This is a genomic window from Pseudactinotalea terrae (assembly GCF_009733845.1).
Lineage (GTDB): Bacteria > Actinomycetota > Actinomycetes > Actinomycetales > Beutenbergiaceae > Pseudactinotalea > Pseudactinotalea terrae.
The window spans coordinates 113,005-133,818 of the sequence record NZ_WNXZ01000008.1 but is presented as its reverse complement, the minus strand read 5'-3'; the positions used below and the strand labels follow the sequence as shown (position 1 = coordinate 133,818).

Annotated in this window: 13 protein-coding genes and 1 pseudogene; 9 read left to right on the top strand and 5 right to left on the bottom strand. The window is 67.2% G+C overall.

Annotated elements, in window-relative coordinates; translation table 11 throughout:
- The first annotated feature begins 62 nt into the window (after nt 1-62).
- The 4 genes and pseudogenes from GPA03_RS20430 to GPA03_RS20415 all read left to right on the top strand — a co-directional run bounded on the left by GPA03_RS20430 (nt 63) and on the right by GPA03_RS20415 (nt 4,644).
- Nucleotides 63-416: a nuclear transport factor 2 family protein gene (locus GPA03_RS20430; RefSeq protein WP_156253904.1), complete on the top strand. Its 354-nt coding sequence runs from the start codon at nt 63-65 to the stop codon at nt 414-416.
- 78 nt (nt 417-494) lie between these two features.
- Nucleotides 495-1,781, top strand: coding sequence for an MFS transporter (locus GPA03_RS20425; protein ID WP_156253903.1), 1,287 nt, complete (start codon nt 495-497; stop codon nt 1,779-1,781).
- Nucleotides 1,782-2,106: 325 nt separating this feature from the next.
- Nucleotides 2,107-3,262, top strand: a pseudogene (locus GPA03_RS23160) (IS481 family transposase); the annotation flags it as partial.
- A gap of 470 nt (nt 3,263-3,732) precedes the next feature.
- Complete coding sequence (locus tag GPA03_RS20415; RefSeq protein ID WP_156253902.1) at nt 3,733-4,644, top strand: AbiTii domain-containing protein; 912 nt, start codon at nt 3,733-3,735, stop codon at nt 4,642-4,644.
- An 879-nt stretch (nt 4,645-5,523) separates the two neighbouring features.
- Here the strand turns inward: GPA03_RS20415 and GPA03_RS20405 are convergent.
- The 3 genes from GPA03_RS20405 to GPA03_RS20395 form a co-directional block, all read right to left on the bottom strand.
- The gene (locus GPA03_RS20405; protein ID WP_156253901.1) at nt 5,524-6,870 is read right to left on the bottom strand and encodes a hypothetical protein; all 1,347 of its coding nucleotides are present in this window, start codon (nt 6,868-6,870) and stop codon (nt 5,524-5,526) included.
- Nucleotides 6,871-7,109: 239 nt separating this feature from the next.
- Complete coding sequence (locus GPA03_RS20400; RefSeq protein ID WP_156253900.1) at nt 7,110-9,563, bottom strand: hypothetical protein; 2,454 nt, start codon at nt 9,561-9,563, stop codon at nt 7,110-7,112.
- Nucleotides 9,563-11,419 (bottom strand): NACHT domain-containing protein, encoded by a 1,857-nt coding sequence (locus GPA03_RS20395; protein ID WP_156253899.1) that lies wholly within the window; start codon nt 11,417-11,419, stop codon nt 9,563-9,565. The genes GPA03_RS20400 and GPA03_RS20395 overlap by 1 nt, the downstream gene beginning before the upstream one ends.
- An 848-nt stretch (nt 11,420-12,267) precedes the next feature.
- Between GPA03_RS20395 and GPA03_RS20390 the strand changes: the two genes are divergently transcribed.
- The 3 genes from GPA03_RS20390 to GPA03_RS20380 all read left to right on the top strand — a co-directional run bounded on the left by GPA03_RS20390 (nt 12,268) and on the right by GPA03_RS20380 (nt 18,026).
- A complete protein-coding gene (locus GPA03_RS20390; protein WP_156253898.1) occupies nt 12,268-14,043 on the top strand; it encodes an SIR2 family protein in 1,776 nt (591 codons plus the stop codon).
- 218 nt (nt 14,044-14,261) lie between these two features.
- Complete coding sequence (mobF, locus tag GPA03_RS20385) at nt 14,262-16,418, top strand: MobF family relaxase (RefSeq protein ID WP_156253897.1); 2,157 nt, start codon at nt 14,262-14,264, stop codon at nt 16,416-16,418.
- 105 nt (nt 16,419-16,523) lie between these two features.
- Nucleotides 16,524-18,026, top strand: coding sequence for an ATP-binding domain-containing protein (locus GPA03_RS20380; RefSeq protein ID WP_156253896.1), 1,503 nt, complete (start codon nt 16,524-16,526; stop codon nt 18,024-18,026).
- Nucleotides 18,027-18,175: 149 nt separating this feature from the next.
- Here the strand turns inward: GPA03_RS20380 and GPA03_RS20375 are convergent, their stop codons facing one another.
- Together GPA03_RS20375 and GPA03_RS20370 are read right to left on the bottom strand one after the other, a co-directional pair.
- Nucleotides 18,176-18,802, bottom strand: coding sequence for a Fic family protein (locus GPA03_RS20375; RefSeq protein WP_156253895.1), 627 nt, complete (start codon nt 18,800-18,802; stop codon nt 18,176-18,178).
- The gene (locus GPA03_RS20370; RefSeq protein WP_156253894.1) at nt 18,799-18,957 is read right to left on the bottom strand and encodes a hypothetical protein; all 159 of its coding nucleotides are present in this window, start codon (nt 18,955-18,957) and stop codon (nt 18,799-18,801) included. The genes GPA03_RS20375 and GPA03_RS20370 overlap by 4 nt, the downstream gene beginning before the upstream one ends.
- Nucleotides 18,958-19,158: 201 nt before the next feature.
- Here GPA03_RS20370 and GPA03_RS20365 point away from each other — a divergent pair, with 201 nt between their 5' ends.
- Together GPA03_RS20365 and GPA03_RS20360 are read left to right on the top strand one after the other, a co-directional pair.
- The gene (locus tag GPA03_RS20365) at nt 19,159-19,959 is read left to right on the top strand and encodes a phosphotransferase (RefSeq protein ID WP_206673664.1); all 801 of its coding nucleotides are present in this window, start codon (nt 19,159-19,161) and stop codon (nt 19,957-19,959) included.
- Entirely contained in the window at nt 19,956-20,801 is an 846-nt protein-coding gene (locus tag GPA03_RS20360) for an alpha/beta hydrolase (protein WP_156253892.1), read from the top strand. Before GPA03_RS20365 ends, GPA03_RS20360 begins: the two co-directional genes overlap by 4 nt.
- Nucleotides 20,802-20,814: the final 13 nt, after the last annotated feature.

The following is a 20,814-nucleotide window of genomic DNA, read 5'->3' as shown; positions in this document are numbered from 1 at the left end:
TCCGTGTCCAACATTGCACATCCGCGGCGGCTCCGCTGCGGCCGATACCGAAAGGCCTCGATATGACCACCATCGCCGAGACGTACCTGCAGACCTGGAACGCCGCCGACGCGACCACCCGGGCCGGTCTCCTCACCGAGCATTGGACGGAAGCCGCCACGTACACGGACCCTATGGCCGACGTCGCGGGGCGCGACCAGATCTCGGCCACGATCGACGCCGTGCGAGAGCAGTTCCCGGGGTTCGTGTTCACGCTCGTGGGCGAACCCGACGCACATCACGGCCTCACCCGTTTTCACTGGGGCCTTGGCCCCGCGGGGGCCGAGCCGCTTGTGATCGGATTCGACGTCGTCATCAGCGATGAGCAGGGTCGAATCCAACAGGTTCTCGGATTCCTCGACAAGGTGCCCGCCTAGATCATCGCCGCACACGCGGAACGCTGAGACGGTTCCGCGTGTGCGGCCCAGCGTGGAAACGCATGTGGCGCGAGTCGGATGCAGAGCTCGCGCCGGAGCCGGCACACCTCGCAGCGAGCACTCGACGATCGAGTGCCTAGGAGATCGAAGGCGGCAGTGGGAATGACGTTGAGACGGAAGTACTGGCGCTTCTGGACGGCGACCGTAGCGGTCAATCTCGGCGACGGGATCCGTGTGGCGGCGTTCCCGTTGGTGGCGGCATCTCTCACGGACGATGCGTTGCTGGTCGCCGCTGTGGCGGCTGCAGCAGCGCTTCCGTGGCTAGTCACCGGACTGGTCGCCGGAGCATGGGCGGACCGCTACAACGCGCGCCGTCTGCTTGTGGGGGCCGACGCACTCAGGGTCGCTGTGCTCGGCGCGCTGGTCGTCGCGTTCACCTTCGACGTGGCCAGTATCGGGATACTCGCTGTCAGCGCCTTCTTCCTGGGAGTGGGGGAAACGGTGAGGGATATCACCGCTCAGAGCGTCGTCCCGCGTCTGGTGCCGACCACTCTCTTGGAGCGTGCGAACGGCCGGTTGGTGGCGGGCGAGGTGGTCGCGAATGAGTTCGTCGGCCCTTTGATCGGTGGGGTGCTGTTCGCCGCGGGTGCAATGCTGCCGTTTCTCGCCAACAGCGCCGCGTCGGTGTTCGCGATCCTGCTGGTTCTCGGTCTGCCGATCCTCAGCGTGCGAGCTGCACCTTCACCCTCGGCAGCGAGCGCCGGCGCAGGAGTCGTCAGGGGTCTGCGTTGGCTGGTCAGGCACCACACCCTGCGTGCGCTCGTCCTGGTCGGGGCTCTGGTGGCTCTGGCGGACAGCGCCTGGTTCGCGATCTTCGTCATCTACGCCAAGGACCGTCTTGGGCTTGGACCCACCGGATTCGGCGCGCTGCTCGCGGTCGGCGCGGCAGGCGGACTGCTCGGATCGCTCCTCGCTGAGCAACTCATCCGACGGTTCCGATACCGCATCGTGATCGTCGGGGCGATCGCTGCCGCCGCAGTTACCCCGGCGCTCTTTCTCGTTGCATCGTCGAGGTGGGTCGCTGCGGCCGTCGTGCTGGTCACCAGCGCCGGGTTCGGAACCTTCAACGTCGCGACTGTGTCGCTCCGCCACCGGTTGACACCGGACGATCTCCTCGGCCGCGTGATCGCCGCATCGCGGATGGTCATCCTCGGAGCCGGTGCCATCGGCGCGCTGGCCGGCGGAGCGGCAGGGTCCGTCTTAGGGCTGGAAGCACCGTTCGCCCTGGCTGCATCGATCGGCCTCCTCGGCCTCGTCCTCTGGGGCTGTGCTTCCCACCGGCCTCTCCCTCCGGAACTCACCTGAGCAGGCAGCAGACGACCGCCGCCCGAATGGGCATGCGTTGTCCTGGCCGCCGGACTACCCCCACTCGAGACAAGGCCAGCAGCAGGCCTGGTCAGCGACTGGATCGCCCTGGGTCTGATGGAGGCTCTGGTGCGTCCTGGGTTCCACGGGCGACTCGCCCGCTGACCACACCGAGTCCTGAGCCGTGACACCGTATCAACGATGTCGCGACTCAGAACAACTGCGGAGACGGTGGTGTGCTGGTTCAGGACATCCCGGACACATGTCTCAAGACATCCCGGACAGATGTCTCAGGTGATCGCGGACGGGGCGCCACCGTCTGGGCATGTCGAAAGCACGTCTGGTCATCACTGCCGTGACGGTTCAGGGACGCAGCGTCGCGCAGGTCGCGCGTGATTACGGCGTCTCGCGGTCCTGGATCTATGAGCTGCTGGCGCGCTACCGCGCTGAGGGCGATGCTGCTTTCGAGGCCCGCTCACGCCGTCCGCATAGCAGCCCGACCGCGACCACACCCGCCCGGGTCGAGCTGGTGGTCACAATCCGGGCCCGGCTGACCGGGCAGGGCCTGGACGCCGGAGCAGACTCGATCCGCTGGCACCTGCACCACACCCACGGCATCGAGATCTCCCGGGCCAGCGTGCACCGCATCCTGGTCCGGCAAGGGCTCGTGACCCCGGAACCGAAGAAGCGCCCGAAATCCTCCTAGATCCGCTTCGCCGCCGAGCTGCCGAACCAGTGCTGGCAGGCCGACTTCACCCACTACCGCCTCACCGACGGCACCGACGCCGAGATCTTGTGCTTCATCGATGACTGCACCCGCTACGCGATCAGCCTGAGCGCCCACCCCCGGGTGGTCCACCCCGATCGTGATCACCACCTTCCAGAGAGCCTGTGACCTGCACGGACGCCCCGCCTCGACGTTGACCGACAACGGCATGGTCTTCACCACCCGGTTCAGTGGCCACCCCGGCCGCAACGGCTTCGAAGCCCTCCTCGCGACCTGGCACATCCGTCAGATCAACGGCCGCGGCGGCCACCCCCAGACCCAAGGCAAAGTGGAACGCTTCCAACAAACCCTCAAGAACTGGCTCCGCGCCCAGCCCGACCAACCCCAGACCATCGAGCAGCTGCAGGCCCTGCTGGACAGGTTCGCCCAGATCTACAACCACGAACGCGGACACCGCTCGCTGCCCCATCAGGCCGTGCCCGCAGCTCTCTACGACACCCTTCCCAAAGCCGCCCCCGAGGCCACCACCCCCGCCACGACACACGAACGCGTCCGCGAGGACATCGTCGATACCGGCGGCACCGTGACCCTGCGCGTCAACGGCCGCCTGCACCACATCGGCATCGGCCGAACCCACAAGGGAACCCGCGTCCTGCTCCTGGCCCAAGACCTCCACGTCCGCGTCATCAACGCGAGCACCGGCGAGATCCTGCGCGAACTCACCATCAACCCCGACCGCGACTACCAGCCACAACCCCCCAAATGACGAACGCCCGAACCCACGATCCGTGGGTTCGGGCGTCCGGGATGTCTTGCGACATCACAACTGCGGAGACGGTGGGAGTCTCGGCCGTGTCACTCTGACCTGGCCTTTTGCGCGTCAACAAACTTACGTGTCAGCCTCGTGGCAAGTCTCCACTCCGAAGCACCGAGACCCCGCGCAGCAGTGATCACTTCTGCCACCACGTAGCCAGTTCCATGCGCGGTCTGCCGCATCGGCGTCCCAGGGTGACCGGCGTGAAGCCCATCGGCCCTTGGGCGCGGATCCCTTTCTTGGTCGAATGCATCGAATCCTCGGGGGACCGACGACTCTGACTCTGCGTCGCCATGCTCTGCGCTCCGCGCAAGTGGAGGTGGTCCAGACCCGGCAGGGACAGCCTCCCGTGCCACGCGCTGGAGAGCGCGCAACTGTGCGCGAGGCGGCGGCTGCCGGATACTGGCGTGGTGACACTTCTGGACGACATCGTTCGAGGCGCGAGCGGGAGCGCTCCACTCGCCGTCCTTCTCCGGCAGATGAAGGTGCTCGCCGCAAGGACGGAAGCGGCACCACTCGCCGAGTGGGTGGAGCACGAACTAAACGGCTACGGCGACGGTGTGGAGCTGCCGCCCTACCGAGGACCGCACCGCGCTCCGGTGTACGGGCACTACATGGGCATCATGGGCGCGGAAATAAGGAACGTCATCATTGAGCCCTTTAACCTCCCGGAGGAGTATCGCGACGGTCCGCTCTTCAATCGATGGTTCCGGGAGCCGATCGCCAATATCGAGGCTTGGGCTGTTCGCGACACGCCTGCGAGTTTTGGTTGGCCCGACGGTGGAATGCAGCTGTACGGCATGCTCATCCAGTCCGGCGAGGCAACGACCGGCCTCCGTGAGGACTTCGCGCTTGCGCAGGTAAAGGTCGTGGTCGACCAGAGCGTCACAGCGCGAGTGTGCGAGGTGGTTCGAAACAGGGTGCTCGACCTGGCGCTCGCCATCGAAAAGGTCGCCCCAGGTGCTGGCGAGTCGAGCGCGCCAGTGGAACAGAAGGCGGACGCGGTCATCGCGATCAACAACTACTTCTATGGACAAGGGAATGTGGCCGTCGCGGGCAAGAACGCCACGCAGACTGTCGGTGCAGTTGCGCCAAGCCGTGACGATACCGCGGGATTAATCAGGTACCTCGCGGCAGCCGGGTTGGCTGTCGAGGATCAGCGCGCCCTAGCGGCCGCAATCGCGCAAGACGAGTGCGATGCAAGCGCGGCCGGGCGATGGCCGCGCGTTCGTTCCTGGCTCGCTGAGACCGGAACTGCAGTGGGTGCCAACGCGCTCGGCAGTGCGATAGCCACGGCGGCCACGGGATTTCTCGGGCTATGAAACACGCCGCAGACATCTCTGGCTCACCACGTCCCGCCCGAGGAGCAACCGAATGACTACTCCGTCGACGCGGGACGACACCCGGTGAGACCAGGGTCGGGAGCGATCTCCCGTAAAGAGCCCCCTGACCCCGACAGCGGCCAGCCGCTCATACCTGCACGGTCAGGTTGCAGGGCGTGAAGATATGCCGAGGTTCTGGGCCCTCATCACGCAGGGAGAATCGGCAATCCGTCGAACGGGCTCTTCGGACATTCGGTGGGGATCCGGGTTAGGACCTCCAGCGACGAGGATCATGCGGAGGCGATGGTTGTCGCGGTTGCGGAAGGCGCGTGCGAGTCGTCGGTGGGGCTCGATGATGCCGTTCATGGCTTCGGTGCCGCCGTTAGATGATCGGCCGGTGCTGAAGTGTGCCAGGAACGCCTCCATCGACGTAGCGACTTGCCCAGGCGGGGATCTCGGGAATCGGGCAGGTCCTGGGCGCAGCGGCGGGCCCAGTACCTCTTCGCGGCGGTCGTCGGCGCTGATGTCCTCGACGAACCGTTCGACCTGCCGTTCAGTGGGGTTCTCCGCGCCGGCGCGCAGGATGGTCTGGATCCCGAAGAGCGGGTCGCCGTTGCGGCCTCGGTGCCCGGTGCTCTGCTGCTGACGCGGCGGCGGACCGCGTCCACGCCCTTGGTGCCCAAGGTGACCACGTGGAAGGCGTCCAGCACCAGCGCTGGGTCCTGGACAGAACGCCGTCCGGACGGTTCGAACGCGGCGACCCCGAACGTGACTTGGCAAGCAGGCGTCGACCGCCGATCGGCTCGCGGAGGCTCCTCAGATCGCGGCCCTTCGCCCGCGAGCGAGTGGCCTACGCATGGCTTGGAGCTGAGCCCTGGCCTAGAAGGGTGCCGCGCTAGGAACTTCGGCGCCGGGTAGATCTTCTATTGTGGGTTGCTGCCATTCGGACCTGATGGCAATGATGAGTTCGCGGTTCGTTCCGAGATTCTCCATTACCTTCTGGAAGGACTTAGATCTCGCGCCGGCGGTGCCGATAAATGCACGAGATAGGAGTTGAATAAAGCTACTTCTGCCGAGATACTTGGTGTTGCTGAAAGTCAGGCGGAACCCGCCCCGCGGTCCCGCCTGCAACGCTGAGTCGTCTATTGCGAGGCGCAGCCAGTCCGCTGGCACGTACATTCCTTTCAACACCTTGCCGTCAAGCTTGCGCGCAGCGTCCCCGCGAACAAACTTGAACCAAAATGGCGTGTCGAAGGCACGCCAGTCTGCGGCAGTCTTGGGCAGTCCGCGCCCCTTTGGCATGAGTGCGAGTTGCTTCTTTAGTTCGGCCTTCCGGCGGTAGGCCCACTCAGGCCCACCATCACTTGCGGGACTTTCGATTCGTTCCAGACGCTTGTACTGGAGGAAAGTGAATGCGTCATGGAGCTCATCCCAGTAGAGGAGGTCCACGCCGAGCTCTTCTTCGAGTGGCTTCTTGTTGACTGACATTACTAAAAGCCTTTGGTCGCTCGCTGGATCCTCAAAGACTGCCAAGCTTGCCCCTCGCTGGCGGACGGACAGTTTTCCGTCGAAACGCTGAAGGTCGAGGGGGAGGAGTTCCTCCTCTAGGTCTCTCTCATAGCCCGCATTGAGGACCGTGTCGAGAAGGGTCTCGTTCTCCCTGGCAACGGGGGAGTCTGTGAAGGCGTCTGCCGGAAGTTGAAAGCCCGCCACTTGCGAGGCAAGCTGAACGGCATCTCGCGCCTCCGCCCTTGATTGCTGAACCCTGTCATTGAACACTCTCCGGTCGGCCAATATCGAGTCCAGCCACGGACCGACCACTGGGTCACCATTCCTAAGGTGGCCCAGAAGACCTTCAGCTGTGGCGGGTTCAAGACGATCGGCGTAGAAGTAGGGCGGTATCGGGATCGGTACGCCGTCAGCTCGAAGGGTCTCAAGTTCGTCGGCTGCGGACAGACGGAGGATCGGCGACAGCATCGCGCGGAGCGTTCCGCTTGCTACCCCTGCCACGCCCTTCGTGACCGCCAGTGCGATCAGATATTCACCAGGGCCGAGTTCTTCGTCGTCTTGCCCGACGATGGCACAAAGCGATCCCGGCGTTGGCGTCGATGCCTTGTCGAACACTTCGCTGATCCTGTCCGCGTTCGCCAGAATAATCCGCCTCGCGCCCTTCGCGCGGACGACGTACATCGGCCGAGGTATCAACCGCGTCGTATCGTGTCCCATTTCCACAGCCTAGTGAGGATCGCCCCACATCTTAGGACGAACGTCGGCGCGCGCGGGACCCGCGTCAGGAGCTGGTCCGGCGTCACTGCCCGACAGACCTGCCGCTCGGGATCCGGGCATCATGCGCTCGGGCTCCCGACGTAGACGTCGGCGTGGCCGCCGCGGTGAAGCAGCTCGGCGAGCGCCGGGCAATGCTGGGCGTCATAACCGCGGCCACCAATCCGCCGCGGCTGTCGTGGTCAGTGTTGTCGTTGGTCACGAGACTTCCTCTTCGTCGGCGTCGGGCGAGGAACGTCCAGGACAGGTGCTGCAATCTCGACCCCGCCGACCGATGCTGATGCTGCTCGCTCCGCTAGTTCGACTTCAACCTGGTATCTATCGCGACTTGCTGCGAATGGTCGGCGATTGTCGTGGTCGGTCCACTCGTCAGGTGCGAACCAGGCGCACAAATAGATGCCACGGTGCGAGCCGAGCGCCGGGAGATAGTCCTCGACGAGTTGCGCTTGGAGATCCTCAATCAGGCCGCGGTTCCAGTTTCCCTTTACCTCGATGGGTACAGCCATCGTGTGTTCCGAAGGGAGCCCCGTCGCACCAGAGACCAGGACATCGACAGCCAGCCCGTGACCTTTGCTGGTTGTCGGTCGGACGAGAACCTCGCGGTTGACGACGAGCGCGCTGGCGAGTTCGCTGCGCAGATGGTCTTCGAGGAAGTCCGACAAGGCGGCCTCGAACTTGGGTGACCACACCTTCGGGGCAGTCGTTCCAACTGCGGGCTGCGACTGGGGCCGGCTCTCGTTCCACAGGAGCTGACCGACACGTTGGAGACGCTCACCGAGTCGCTCAACGATGTCGATGACGAGGCGATACAGGCTGTCTTCATCGGTCACGAAGCCGAGACGCTTGTCCTGAACGAGGCGCGCGAGCTCGTTAGGTGTGGGCCCCCGCCAGGCTTCGTCCCGGTGCCGCGCCTCGGTCTCGTCGAACAACTCCTGCAACCGGTAGGACTCGGGGTAGAGCGTGCGGAATCGATCGAGCGCGGTGAGTGCTGTCGCGGACGATCTGCCGGCAAGCTCATTCAGGACGCCGTCGCGCCAGTTTCTGACTCGGTCGTCGGGCGAGGGTCGCTCAATGTTGACCGGTCCCGCTCCCCAGCTGCTGAGGAGCCACGACGCGACTTCCGCGACCTCGGCCTCTGTGAGGCGACTCATCCAACCACTCGACCCGGGGGCCAGCGACGCTTCGGCTGCCAGCGCCTGACCGAAGGACTGATCGGAGCGAATGAGATCAAACACCTCGGTCCACGACGCAATGCCCACACTAAGCTCAGCGACGGCCACGATTGCTCGGGTCTGCGCCTCCGCCCCTGGAGCGCCGACTGTTTTCCAGCTGTCGGCCAGCAGACGGCCGGTGCCCGCGAGGAAGCAAGTAAGCGAGCGAAGTGCCGCGGCGCCGGAGGCGAGGCGACCTGCCGCTTCGCTGTCGTCGGCCTCCCTCGCGCAGAGCCGTGCGGACTCGTCAACGATCCTCGCGAGCACGGGCCAGAACTCGAAGAGTTCGTTGTCGCTCTCGCCGAGCGCCATGCCGGCAATGCGGCCCAGGCTGGGTGCGGGCTCTCCGGACTGGGCGGCGAGCTTGAACCACTGCGCATAGGCCGCTACATACTCTGTACGGGCTCGGCTGGCTAGCTGGTCCTCAAGCTTGGCGTGCAGTTCGTCGTTCTCCGGAAGGCCGACATAGGGGCAACGGACGACGACTACGGCCCAGCTCCGGAGGGCGGCCACGTTGGGCGACGGGACGTCGCCGCCACTGGCATTGTGTCGGAGGATCTCGCGAAGTGCCACGTAACCGGCGAGAGCTGTGCGCGAGGTCGTGCCGACGGTGCGGGTCCACGATTCCGCGGACGGGTCGTATGAGTGTAGGAACGCGACAGACTCCCGAAGCAGTCGGTCCACGTTGAGGTCGATGGTTCCGGACCCTGGCCACGTCGACGGGTCACCTGCAGGAAAGTCCCAGGCGCCCGTCTCCGGCTCGGTCCATAGCAGTAGGTAAAGGTGCGGAATGAGTGCGTGGTCGCCGGTCATGCACCGTTGCCAGACGTCACGAAGCTCCCGTACGTGGCTTGCTGCTTCTGGCCAGGCAGTGGATTCGGTCGCGAGTCGGTAGTGATCTTGCAACTGCTCTGCGCGCTCGCTCCCGAACTCGACGGCGGCGAACCACCGGCCCACGGTCGTCTCGAACAGAATGTGGTCTCGGTGTTCCCACGCAACTTCAACGTGTGCTGGATCGTCGGGGTCGAAGACGGCCGTGATCAGGGCCGCGGTCGCGTCCCGCGGGAGCTTGGACTGGTCGAGTTCGAGTAGCCATTGGAAGTCGTTGTGGCCGAGTAGCCCGTTCCGCCGTGAGCCTGTTGCGGCTTGCCAGCGCCAGTTGAGCAGGGGCGCCTCCCGTTCGGGGATGTGGCGCATTGCCTCGATGAGGAGCGACCGACGGAGGTCGCGTGTCTCGTCGTGGTCGCTGGGTGCGGCGGGGAGGAAGCGGCTCGGTAGTTGAAGAGGCTCGTGGAGCCTGATGCACTGGGCGAGGAGCCATCCCGCCTCCGGGAGCGCTTCGGGCAGTTCATCGGAGTCCAGCAGGCGTGCGAGTAAGGCCGTTGCGAGCCTCCGGGACCTGCGGGATCCGGTGTCGAGTCCCATTAGTCGGTTGGCGCCTTCGAGGTGTTCGGCTGCTCGTGCGTCACCGGCGACGCCGAGTTGAGGGAGTGGATTTCCCTCACGAGGTCGAGTACCTGGCGGTCGGTCGGCCTCTCCGCCAGCCGGGTGAGAAACATGGCGTACGACCCCACGAGGTTGTCGCGGCTCGGTTTCTTGAGCGCGGCGACGAGTTCGCGTGCGGTGAGTTCGCCCGGCCAGCACGTGTCGAGGGCTACGCCCAGCAGCTCATCGTCTGGGTCGTGGTCGGGGGATGCGACGAGCTCGGGGAGGACCTGTTTCAGGGTCCGCTGCGCTGTACGGGGGTCGATGTCCTGGAGTACGTACGCGGCGCTTGCGCGGAGTACCGGATTCAGGCCGGCGGTCTCGATAAGCGCTTGGATATCGGGGACGGCCTCGACCAGTCTCGATGCGCGGGCAATCTCGAGCGCTGTGTGGGCGCGACGCGCGATCGGGTGTCCCAGGTGGGGCCCGGTGTACTGAAGCAGTGGTTGGGTCAACGGTCCGTGGAGCTGGGTTGGCAGCCCGTCGTGACGCAGGTGCCAGCGTCGGCGCACGGCACGTCGCTCGATGTCCGGATGGTCGAGGAGGAAGTCGACTAGCACAGCCCGAAGGCCTTCGTCGGTCACCAAGGTGGCGTGCGCGGAAACGGCTTCGGGGTCCACGGCGACGATCCAGCCGTGTCGAGCGGGGTCGATCGCGGCGAGCCAGGCGGCCATCTCCCGGAGACGCGTCGGGATGCTCGTCCTGCCGAGCGTGCTGGTGCGTGTCACGAGCGAACGCATCTGGTGCTCGGTGAGTTCGTGTGCGTTCAGGTATCGGGCGCAGAGGTAACCGCTCAGGCTTGCATGTCGGAGTCCCAGTCTGCCGGGACCTCGACCAGTGAACAGTGCTGTCGACAGGGAAGCCTCCACGAGGTCACTACTAACTGCGACCTGCCCGCTCGGCAGGGGTTCAACGCCGCCGACCAATGCCCCTACCGAGACGGACTGAGGGCCTGGATCGCCCCGCAAGCAGACGGAACCATGGCCACCCAGCACCATGACGGCCGCGATGCGTGCAGCGACCGCCAGCCGCTCCTCCCAGGTAGCCGAAGGTGAGTAGTCGCGACCGCGACCGCTGTCGGGGTCCTCGGCGAGGGCACGCAGTCCCTGCTCGTAGAGCTCATGTGGCCGTTGCGGAAGGCCCTGGTCGCGGATGTAGCTTCGCAGGAGCAGGTCCAGGGTAAGAGGAAGACCGGCGAGCGGGCCAACGGCAGTCTCACGGACCGCTTGGATGAAGGCTTCGCCGTCGCAGCCGCGCTCTTCCGCGATTGCCTTGATGTCGCCGATCGTAAGTGGCAGGAGCTCGTAGGTGGCGCAGCCGCCGAGCGCGGCGCCAAGACTGTCTCCGAACGGCTCGTACCAGTCGGCCGATCGAGAACTGACGATGATCCGCAGGTCCTGGACCCCGCTCACAACCGCGGTGACGTGTCGCGCGAGGGCCTTGCCCGGGAGTGGGCATTCGTCGAAGCCGTCCAGGACAACCGTGTGCATCTCGGTGCCTGCTCGGCTCAGGCACGGCGCCATGAGCTCGTGCAAGCGCCCCACATCACCTACCTCGTCGAGGTGGATGTAGGTCACGGTGGGACCCTCGCCGACAAATCGCCGAATCGAGGTGGTCTTGCCGATGCCGGGCTCACCCAGCAGGACGAACGACTCGGTGCCATCGATATCCGATAGGGCGACGCGACCGGGCGCCGACCCCCACCAGATGGCAGCAGTATGCAGCCCGTCCTCGTCGAGATCGTAGGAGGCGCCTTGAGCGACGACGAACCGACTAGCCTCCAGAGCGAACAGCATCTCGCCATCATCTCGAACCCTGGCGCGACGGTGAGCGGATTAGCGGCTTCCCAAGCCATGGCCAGGTCTGCAAGTCGCCGCGCTGCGTCCCAGCACCTCCCACAGCCGCAGCGAGCACCACGGCGCCATCGGGGTCGCGATCCACAGATGTTCCGGCGTCGGCTGCGTCATCGCCTCGATATCCGCCGGCGTCGCCACTCCGCCCTCGGGATCCCGCCGGCAGCACGCGGCGAGCCAGCGCCTTCGACAGTACAAGCGACATCGAGAACACCCTCGTCTGACCGCACGTTCGGGCACGCCCGCGGCGTCCGCAGCACGTTCGAGGCCACCTCGTTCGCCCTGGCCTTCGGGTTCCGCTTCGGCGGCCGCGCTCGCACGCTCGCGATCAGCTCGTCGGTGTCGGAGTGCGCGATGTCGACCAGGCGCGCCTCGCCGAGCCCGTGGCAAGTGCGCGCACCCTAGCAAAGCGAGCCTGCGATGGACTGGTTCTGTCGAGAGTCGAATGGCAACGCGGACAGCGATGACCTGTCCCTGTTCAGTGCCGCCTGCCGACGCTGCGTGCCTCAGGCGCGAACCTGCTGGCCGCCCCGGTCCGACTCACCTGTTTCGAATCCGAGCGCGCCTGTGTGCAGACTTGGGTTGGGCCGCGCCGCGCTGCTCGCCGTCTGCACTCGGCTCGAACCCAGCGTCGTCGGCGGCTGTGCTGGCGCCACGCTTGCATCGGCTGCGGGTGATGATGCGCAACTGCCAGCGCGGTGCGCGAGAATCGAGACGTGGATGGCGAAGGAGCGACGACAAGAGCGGGGCCAGCTGGACCGCCGGTAACACCGGGGCGTGGGCTTGATCCGATGACTGCGCTGGCAACCGGAGTGCACGCATGTCCTGGCGTATACGCGCTGCTGCTCGGTTCGGGTGTTTCCACGGCGGCGGCCATCCCCACAGGCTGGCAAGTCGTGGTTGACCTGATACGCCGCGCTGCTGTCGCCACCAGCCCCGATGACGATGCCGCGGTCGAGGCGGCCACCACCGACCCGGACGCGTGGTGGGCCGAGCACGGCGACGGGAAGCCACTGGGCTACTCGAATCTCCTTGGCGCGCTGGCACGCACGTCGGCCGCTCGCCAGGCTCTCCTAGCGGGCTACTTTGAGCCCTCGGAGGAGGACCGCGAGGAGGGAGCGAAGACCCCGACCGTGGCACATCGCGCGGTCGCTGAGTTGGTGGCGCGCGGGTCGGTGCGGGTGATCCTCACGACCAACTTCGACCGGCTCATGGAACGAGCGCTAGAGGATGTCGGTGTCTCGCCCCAAGTGGTGCACCGGCCGGAGCAGGTTCGGGCGGCTACTCCGTTGGCTCACTCGAGGGTCACCATCGTGAAGCTGCATGGCGATTACCTCGACTTGGAACAGCGCAATACGGTCGATGAACTGTCGACCTACCCTGGGCCTTACGACGCCCTGCTGGACAGAATCTTCGACGAGTACGGGCTGATCGTGTCCGGCTGGTCAGCCGACTGGGACCACGCTCTCGTCGCCGCGTTGGAGCGCCGTGCAACCCGCCGTTATCCACTGTTCTGGGGCGCCTACTTAACACCTTCGGAGCAGGCTGCGCGCCTGATCGCGCAGCACGACGGAGCTCTCGTCGAGAGTGTGACTGCCGACGACTTATTTGCAGGCCTCATGGCCCGCCTGGAAGCCTTGGACAACCTCGCTGCTCCGCGCTTGACCCGGGACATGGCCGTCGCTCGGCTGAAGCGCGTCCTGCATGACCCGGTGCGACGAATCGAGGTGACGGACCTGCTCCAGAGCGAGGCGGACCGGGTCGTTGGCCACGTCGCGGACACCGACCTGTTCCCAAACTACCTCCCCGGCTTCACGGCCGCCGACTACGACAACCGGCTGGCGTCGATGCGGACTGAGAGTGACGCGCTGCTGCATCTGCTGGCGACCGGAGTGTTCCATGACGACGGGACCCACGATCGGCTCTGGTTTCGTACCGTCAGTCGGCTGCTGTCGGCCCGCGATCAGCCCGGAGGCACCTACACGGACGGCCTGGAGTCTTACCGTCACTACCCGGCGCTGCTGGCCGTATGGGTCGGCGGAGTCGCGGCCATCACCGCCGACCGTGAGGACTTCCTAGCCCGACTCCTCACGGAGCCGACCTGGCGCCCATGGGTCAACGACCGCACACCGCGGCCGGTCGCCGACGTGCTGCGGCCGGTCTGGCTACTCGAACACGACTGGCTCAACAAGATGCCGCGGTGGGGTGAGCCGACCAAGTGGATCTACCCCGCCAGCCACCTGTTGCGACTGGACGGCCGGGAGCCGGTCAGGTCGCTGATCCCAGACGACGAGTCATACAACGCAGCATGTGACCGTTTGGAGTGTCTCGCATCGTACGTCGCGGTCGATAGGGCCCGCGAACCCAGCCGCCACGTGCCATGGATGGGCGAGTTCATTCTGAATGACCGATTCGACCGAAGTGGTGACGGGCTCGCGACGCAGATCGCAACTGAGATCGACGATGAGTGGCCTTTTCTCGCCGCCTTCGACGGCGACGTGGCGCGCGCACGCGAGGCAAGCGACGACACGTCTGAGTTCATTCGTCAGCACGGACGGACCTGGTAGTCGCGACGGAAGCGCTCGCTCCACCACCAGGTGACGGAACCCTGAGCGGATCTCTACGACGCGATCGATCCGGTCTCGCCGAATTCATCCGCGCCAGTACGACACGACCGACAGACGGCGCACATCGACGCGTGGAGAGGCGCACACCTGGTGCACCACAGGTGAGTGGCCCCGTATCGATATCGGTGCCTCGTCGCGCGAGCGTGCGTGGAGTAGGCATGATGACGCTCCATCCACTGCACGCCGGGAACGGGTACGAGTACCTGACTCGCCAGGTCGCGAGCGGCGACGTGGTGCGCCGCGGGCTGTCCCTGACCGACTATTACAACGCGCACGGGAACCCGCCCGGGAGGTGGGTCGGCAGCGGCACCCGGGCGATGCAGATCGAGGGGCTCGTCGACGCCGAACAGATGCGCAGCCTGTTCGCGTTCGGCGCGCACCCCAACGACGAGGCGACGATGCTCGGCCGACCCTTCCTGCGCCGTCGGGAGCCGGACGACAACCCCTTCCTGGTGGCCCTCGAGGACGCGTTCGCGGCCTTCGCGACTGAGCACGACCGTGCGCCGCGGGCCGGTGCTGAGCGGGAGCGGATCCGGTGGCAGGTGGCCACCGAGGTGGTGCGTCAGAGCCTCGACGGCGCCGAGCCATCGGAGCCGGAAGTCGCCCGCTACCTCGCGCAGCGACCGGCAGTTGAGCGCGAGGGCGTGTCCGGTTTCGACCTCGTCTTCACGCCTGTCAAGTCGGTGTCGGTGCTGTGGGCGCTGGCCGATGACGACGTGCGCGAGCAGGTCAGCCAGGCACACGCGCAGGCGTGGCAGCGCACGCGCGCTTGGATCGAGCAGGAGGCTGCCGTCACCCGAACCGGGCGCGGCGGGCTGAAGCAGATCAACACCCGAGGGCTCACCGCGGCCGCGTTCGACCACCTCGACTCACGCGCCGGCGACCCGAACCTGCACACCCACGTGGCCGTCTCCTCGAAGGTGCTCGGCGTCGACGGCCAGTGGCGCAGCCTTGACGCGCGCGTGCTGTTCCGCCTCAAGGTCGCCGCCTCCGAGCGGTATAACGCGCTCGTCGAGGAGCAGCTCGTGCAGCGCCTTGGGGTGCGGTTCGTCGCCACCACGCGACCCGACCGCAAGGTCCCCGTGCGCGAGATCGACGGCATCGGATCCGACCTCGTCACCCTGTTCTCCCAGCGCCGCGCAGCGATCGCCACGTCCTACGAGCAGATGGTCGCCGCGTACCGCGCCAAGCACGGCCACGAGCCGCCCCGCAGCGAGCAGTACCAGCTCGCGCAGGCCGCCACCCTCGCGACCCGCACCGCCAAGGAACCCGGCCGGCCGCTCACCGAACGCGTCCGCGACTGGCGAGCCCGCGCCGTCGAGCTGCTCGGCTCGACCGACGCCATGCAGCAACGCCTCGCCGCCGCCCTACATCGCCCACCGACCCAGCCCACCCTGCTGCTCGACGACCGCGCGATCACACGCGACGCCGTCGACCGGGTGCTTGTGCTGCTCGGCGAGCGCCGCGCCACCTGGACCGTGTTCCACGTGCTCGCCGAGGCCACGCGCGTGGTCCGCACCCTCCCCGCCGTGCAGGACGGGACGTGGTCGGCCACCGACGCCGCGCAGGCCGTCGCCACCGCGACCCTGCGGGCATCGCTGCGGCTCACGCCGACCGATCCCTTGCCCGTCCCGGCAGCACTGGCGCGCGCCGACGGGGCGTCCATCTACTCGCAGCACGGGACCACGACCTACACCTCCCAGCAGGTGCTCGACGCCGAGGCCGACCTCCTCCGCGCCGCCGAGGCCCGTGGCAGCTTGATCGTGCCGGCGGGCGGCTTCGAGGCTGCCGTCGCCGACGTCCAGATCGACTCCCGGCGCCGCATGGACGCCCACCAGATCGCGATGGCGCGGCGGTTCGCGTGCAATGGCGAGCAGCTCGCCGTCGGCATCGGGCCGGCTGGCGCGGGCAAGACGACGGCGATGCGCGCCCTCGCCGCGGCCGTCGGCGGCGCGGGTGGGAAGGTCGTCGCGCTCGGCCCCTCGGCCGTCGCGGCGCAGGTGCTCGGCGACGACCTCAGCGTGCCCGCCGAGACCCTGCACCGGTTCATCGCCAGCCACGACCGCGGCACAGTCCCGGAACACCTGCAGGTCGACGAGCGCACCGTGCTGCTGGTCGACGAGGCCGGGATGGCCGGCACGGTCGAGCTGCAGCGCGTGCTCCACATCGCCCAGCGCGCGGGCGCCTCAATCCGGCTGCTCGGCGACCCCAGGCAGCTCGGCGCCGTCGGAGCCGGGGGCGCGCTGCGGCTCATCGCAGACACCGTCGGTGCCGCCGAGCTCCGCGACGTCCACCGCTTCACCACCCCTGGCTAGGACGCCGCCGGCCTTCTCGTCCGCAACGGCCGCAGCGCCGGCCTCGACTTCTACGTCGACCACGGCCGCGTCCACTCCGGCATCCGCGAAGCCGCGCTCGAGGACTTGCACGCCGCCTGGACCGAGGACCTCGCCCAGGGCCGCACCTCGATCATGGTCGCCGCCACGAACGACGACGTCGCCTACCTCAACGAGCGCGCTCGCCTTCATCGTGTGGTCGCCCAGGAGGTGGCCGACGACGGCGTCCGGCTCGCCGACGGCACCACCGCCGGGGTCGGCGACATCGTCGTGACCCGGCAGAACGACCGGCTGCTGCGGCACGGCAGCACCGACTACGTCAAGAACGGCGACCTCTGGACCGTCACCGGGATCCACGGCGACGGCGCACTCGACGTGCGGCACCGCGAGCACCGCACCCGCACCGTGCTGCCGGCCGCGTACGTGGGCGAGCACGTCCAGCTCGGGTACGCCACCACCGTGCACCGCTGCCAGGGCATGACCGTCGACGTCGCCCGAGTGCTCGTCGACGACTCGATGGAGCGTGAGCACCTCTACACCGGCATCACCCGTGGGCGGGAGAGCAACCATCTTTACGTCGTCACCGAGGAGCTGCTCGACGTCTCGCTGCACCACCAGCCGCGGCCTGACGCCGCGGCGCGCTCGGTCTTGGAGGCGGTGCTCGGGCGTGGTGACTCCGAGGCGGCTGCGTTGACGACGGCGGTCGCCGAGCGCGACGCGGCGGCGTCTCTGGCCGCGCTCGTGCCCGCCTACGAGGACGCCTACGCCACCGCGCTCGACCCTGCGGCGGTGGGGCGGATGGGCGACGTGGTCCGTGCGGTCTACCCGCCGGAGCACGCCGAGCGGGTAGTCAGTGACGACGCCTGGCCGCACCTGGCCGGCCTGCTCTATCGGCACCAACGGACGGGTGCCGACCTGGCGGAGCTCCTGGTCGCGCACCTCGACGGCCTCGCTGGAGCACGCTCCCCCGCGGCGTTGCTCGCCTGGCAGCTGGACGAACCCGTGCTCGCGGGCAGACGTGACGGGCTCCCGGTCTGGATCACGCCACCACCGCCCGACGGGAGCGGGCATGCCAACGGCAGGGACGCCGTCGGGCATCAGCCTCCTACGGAGGATCCGGCGGTGGCCGACTGGCTGCGCGCACAAGCGCAGCGGATCAGCGATCGCCTCGACGAGCTCACGCGACGAACCGCCGAGCACCCGCCTGTGTGGGCTGCGGCGCTACCCGCGGCGCCGGACATCGAGTCACCGGAGCGCCTCGTCTGGGATCACCATGTGCGCGAGATCGTCGCCTACCGCGACCGCTACAGCGTGGATGCCGACTCACCCCTCGGGAAGCCGGTGCCCACGGACAGCCCAATGGGCCGCGCGAGGGCGGCCGCGGAAGCCGCGCTCACCGCGCTCGACGCCCTCAACGACGCGCCCGGAGGCGCGGAACATGACCGACTGCGGGAGATCGAACGGGAGCAAGCCTTGGAGCAGACGGAGCGCAGCCTCGAAGAGCTGCAGCAAGGCTTCATCGATCCGCTCGGCCCGATGCATCAGCACTTGGGCATCCTTGGCGACGGTGCGGGGCCGGGTCTGGGCTAGACATCTAAGCGATATCAACGTGTTCGCGGACGAACACGTCGATATTGAGCCGCTGAGGCGCAGGAGCAGTGCGCTGACCGCTCGGCCTCGTCGGAGGTGCCACCATCTCACTCGACCACTCGTCGAGCCCGGACGCTCGCGAAGCCCCCTCAGCCGAAGGGCCGGACCTGGATGAACGCCGCCAGCGGCGCCGGGTCGCGGGTCACCTGATGCTCGCGAAGCAGACGGATGTACTCGGCCTTGTCGATCACCCAGTCGTACTCCTCGATCGGGGCGTCCTCGGGTTGTGCGGCGAAGAACACGAGATCGGCCAGGAGCCGGGTAGCGCGTCCGTTGCCGTCTACGAATGGATGGATCCGCACGGTCTCGGCGTGGACCGCGATGCCGAGGACGCGCGCCGTCCAGTCCGCCGTGTGATCCCAGCGCCAGCGGATCGTGTCGAGTCCGGAGCGCAGTTCGACGGCGATCTGCTCGGGTGCCACTCCGAGGTTGAGTTCCCTGGTGCGGAAGCGGCCAGCCCACGTCCAGATGTCTCCGAAAAGCCTGCCGTGGAGGTCGCGGAGAAAATGATCGGCCAGCAGATCGTCGAGACCGAGCAAGCCGTCGATGATCTGCTCGATGAGTGCGTCGCGCACCTCGATGAGGATCGCCTGCTCGTAGTCGTACAGCTCGGCCTTCGTCGGGACATCGCCGAGCTCAGCACGAGCGGCCGTCGTCAGGGCGTCGAGGTCCTCCGGTTCGACCGGCGTCTCGCCGTATCCCGGAGTCAGAGTCATCTGGTGGTCTGTTTGCGGGCCGCGAGCAGACGCTCGACCCGCTCGGTGCGCACGTATCCGACCGGCACGGTCCGGTTCTCGATGGCGACGGACGCGGCTGCGGCTCGCACGGAGGAACGACGAATCGCCTCGCGCGTGATGTCCTTGCGCTTCATCGTGGTCACCTCCCGGATCGGTCCGCTCATGCCATTCTACCGACGACCGCGCCCACGGGCAGCGGTGAACATTGTTTCAGGTCGACGGCGTGGCGGTGCCCTGACAGGGTTGGGATCATGCCACCCGAGCTTGTTCCCGCCGGACTCCTCAGGGGCTTGAGCCTGAGTGGTTCGACGGTCATCGACCTTCAGGTGTCTCCAATGGGCGCGAGCACCGGGGCCGCGACGGCCAGCGTCGATCGGCTCAGCCTGCGGATGCGAACCCCGAGCGGTGAGTATGTGCAGCGCCACGTGGTGCGCAAGCGGCTCCAGCCCCTCACCAGCGGCAGGCATGCCGAGGCGTCGCGGGTTCCGGACCACTGGGCGTACTGGCGGCGTGAAGCGTTGGCGAACGCGAGTGGTCTCCTCCCAGCAGGCCCCGGCCTTGCCGCGCCCAGACTTCTTGACGTCGACGGCGACACGATCTACACCGGCGAGCCAGAACAAGCGGAAGTCGCCGCAGAGCGCCTGGGACAGTGGCAGGCGCGCGCTCCGGTGCCCGACGAGCCGTGGCTGGCTCGGCACCAACTCGCCCAACGTATTGCTGTCACGCGCCTCGACTGGACCGGCCTCGACGCGGATCCGCGGCTGATCGCGCTCTGGGATCGTCGCCACGAGTTGCTGGAGGAGCTGGAGGAGCTTCCCGTCACGGTGGTGCACGGCGACTATTCCGCGGGCAACCTGTATGCCGTCGGCGAGGACACGACGTTCGCGATCGACTGGGCGACCTTCGGAGTTGGGCCGATCGGCGCCGACCTCGCCTCACTCACCCTCAGCACGGGTGCCGACCATCTCGACGATTACATCAGCGGGCTCGACGGCGCGTACTCACGGGACGTCGTCGGGCATGGCTACCGCGTCGCGCTGGGATTGACGCATGCGAGCCGAACGCATTGGGCACTCGCGCAGGGGCGGCCGGTCGACTCCGCGATGACCGATCTCGTCCTGGGGATCACGTCGTGAGCGAGGTCCCCTTCCAGCCGCTCCCGCCGGACGTGGATGGCGTTCGTTATGCCTTCGGCCCCGAGTCGATCGTGCGCGACGACGTACCGCACGGCAGAACGATCGTGTTGGATGGGGTAGGCAGCAGCAGGTACCCCGCCACCGGGCGGACGGTGTGGGTGCATGTGCCGGCCGCATGCACCGGGCCCGTGTCAAATCGCGTCATGGTCTTCCTGGACGGCTGGTGGTACCTCGACCCGAGTGGTGCCGTCCGCGGGGGCATCGTGCTCGACAATCTCACTCATGCTGGCGCCATCCCGCCGGTAGTCGGGGTCTTTGTCGATCCTGGTCTGCGTACCGGTGAAGCCGACCCAGGTGCTCGCAAGAACCGCAACATCGAGTACGACGCGTTCGACGACACCTACGCCTGCTACCTCGCCGAGGAGGTGATGCCGCTGGTCGCTGACCACGCGTCGATCAGCGACGATCCCCAGCGGTGGGGGATCTGCGGCGGGAGCAGCGGCGGCAACGCCGCGTTCACCGCGGCGTGGACGCGGCCAGATCGCTTCCGCCGAGTGATCGCATTCGTGTCCAGCTTTGCGCAGATGCCAGGCGGCAATCCCTACCCTGACCTGTTGCGGACCGAACCTCCGAAAGGGCTGCGCGTCTTCATGCAGGCCGCTCGGCGAGATCTCGGGCACGACCGCCCCGAGCACAACTGGTACGCCGAGAACCTTCGAGTCGCTGCTGCACTGGCGGAGGCGGGCTACGACCACAGGCTTGTGGTCGGCGACGGCGGGCACAGCGCGAACCATGGTGGCGTCCTGCTCCCTGACGCACTCCGCTGGCTGTGGCGGGACTGACTCCGCGCTCCCT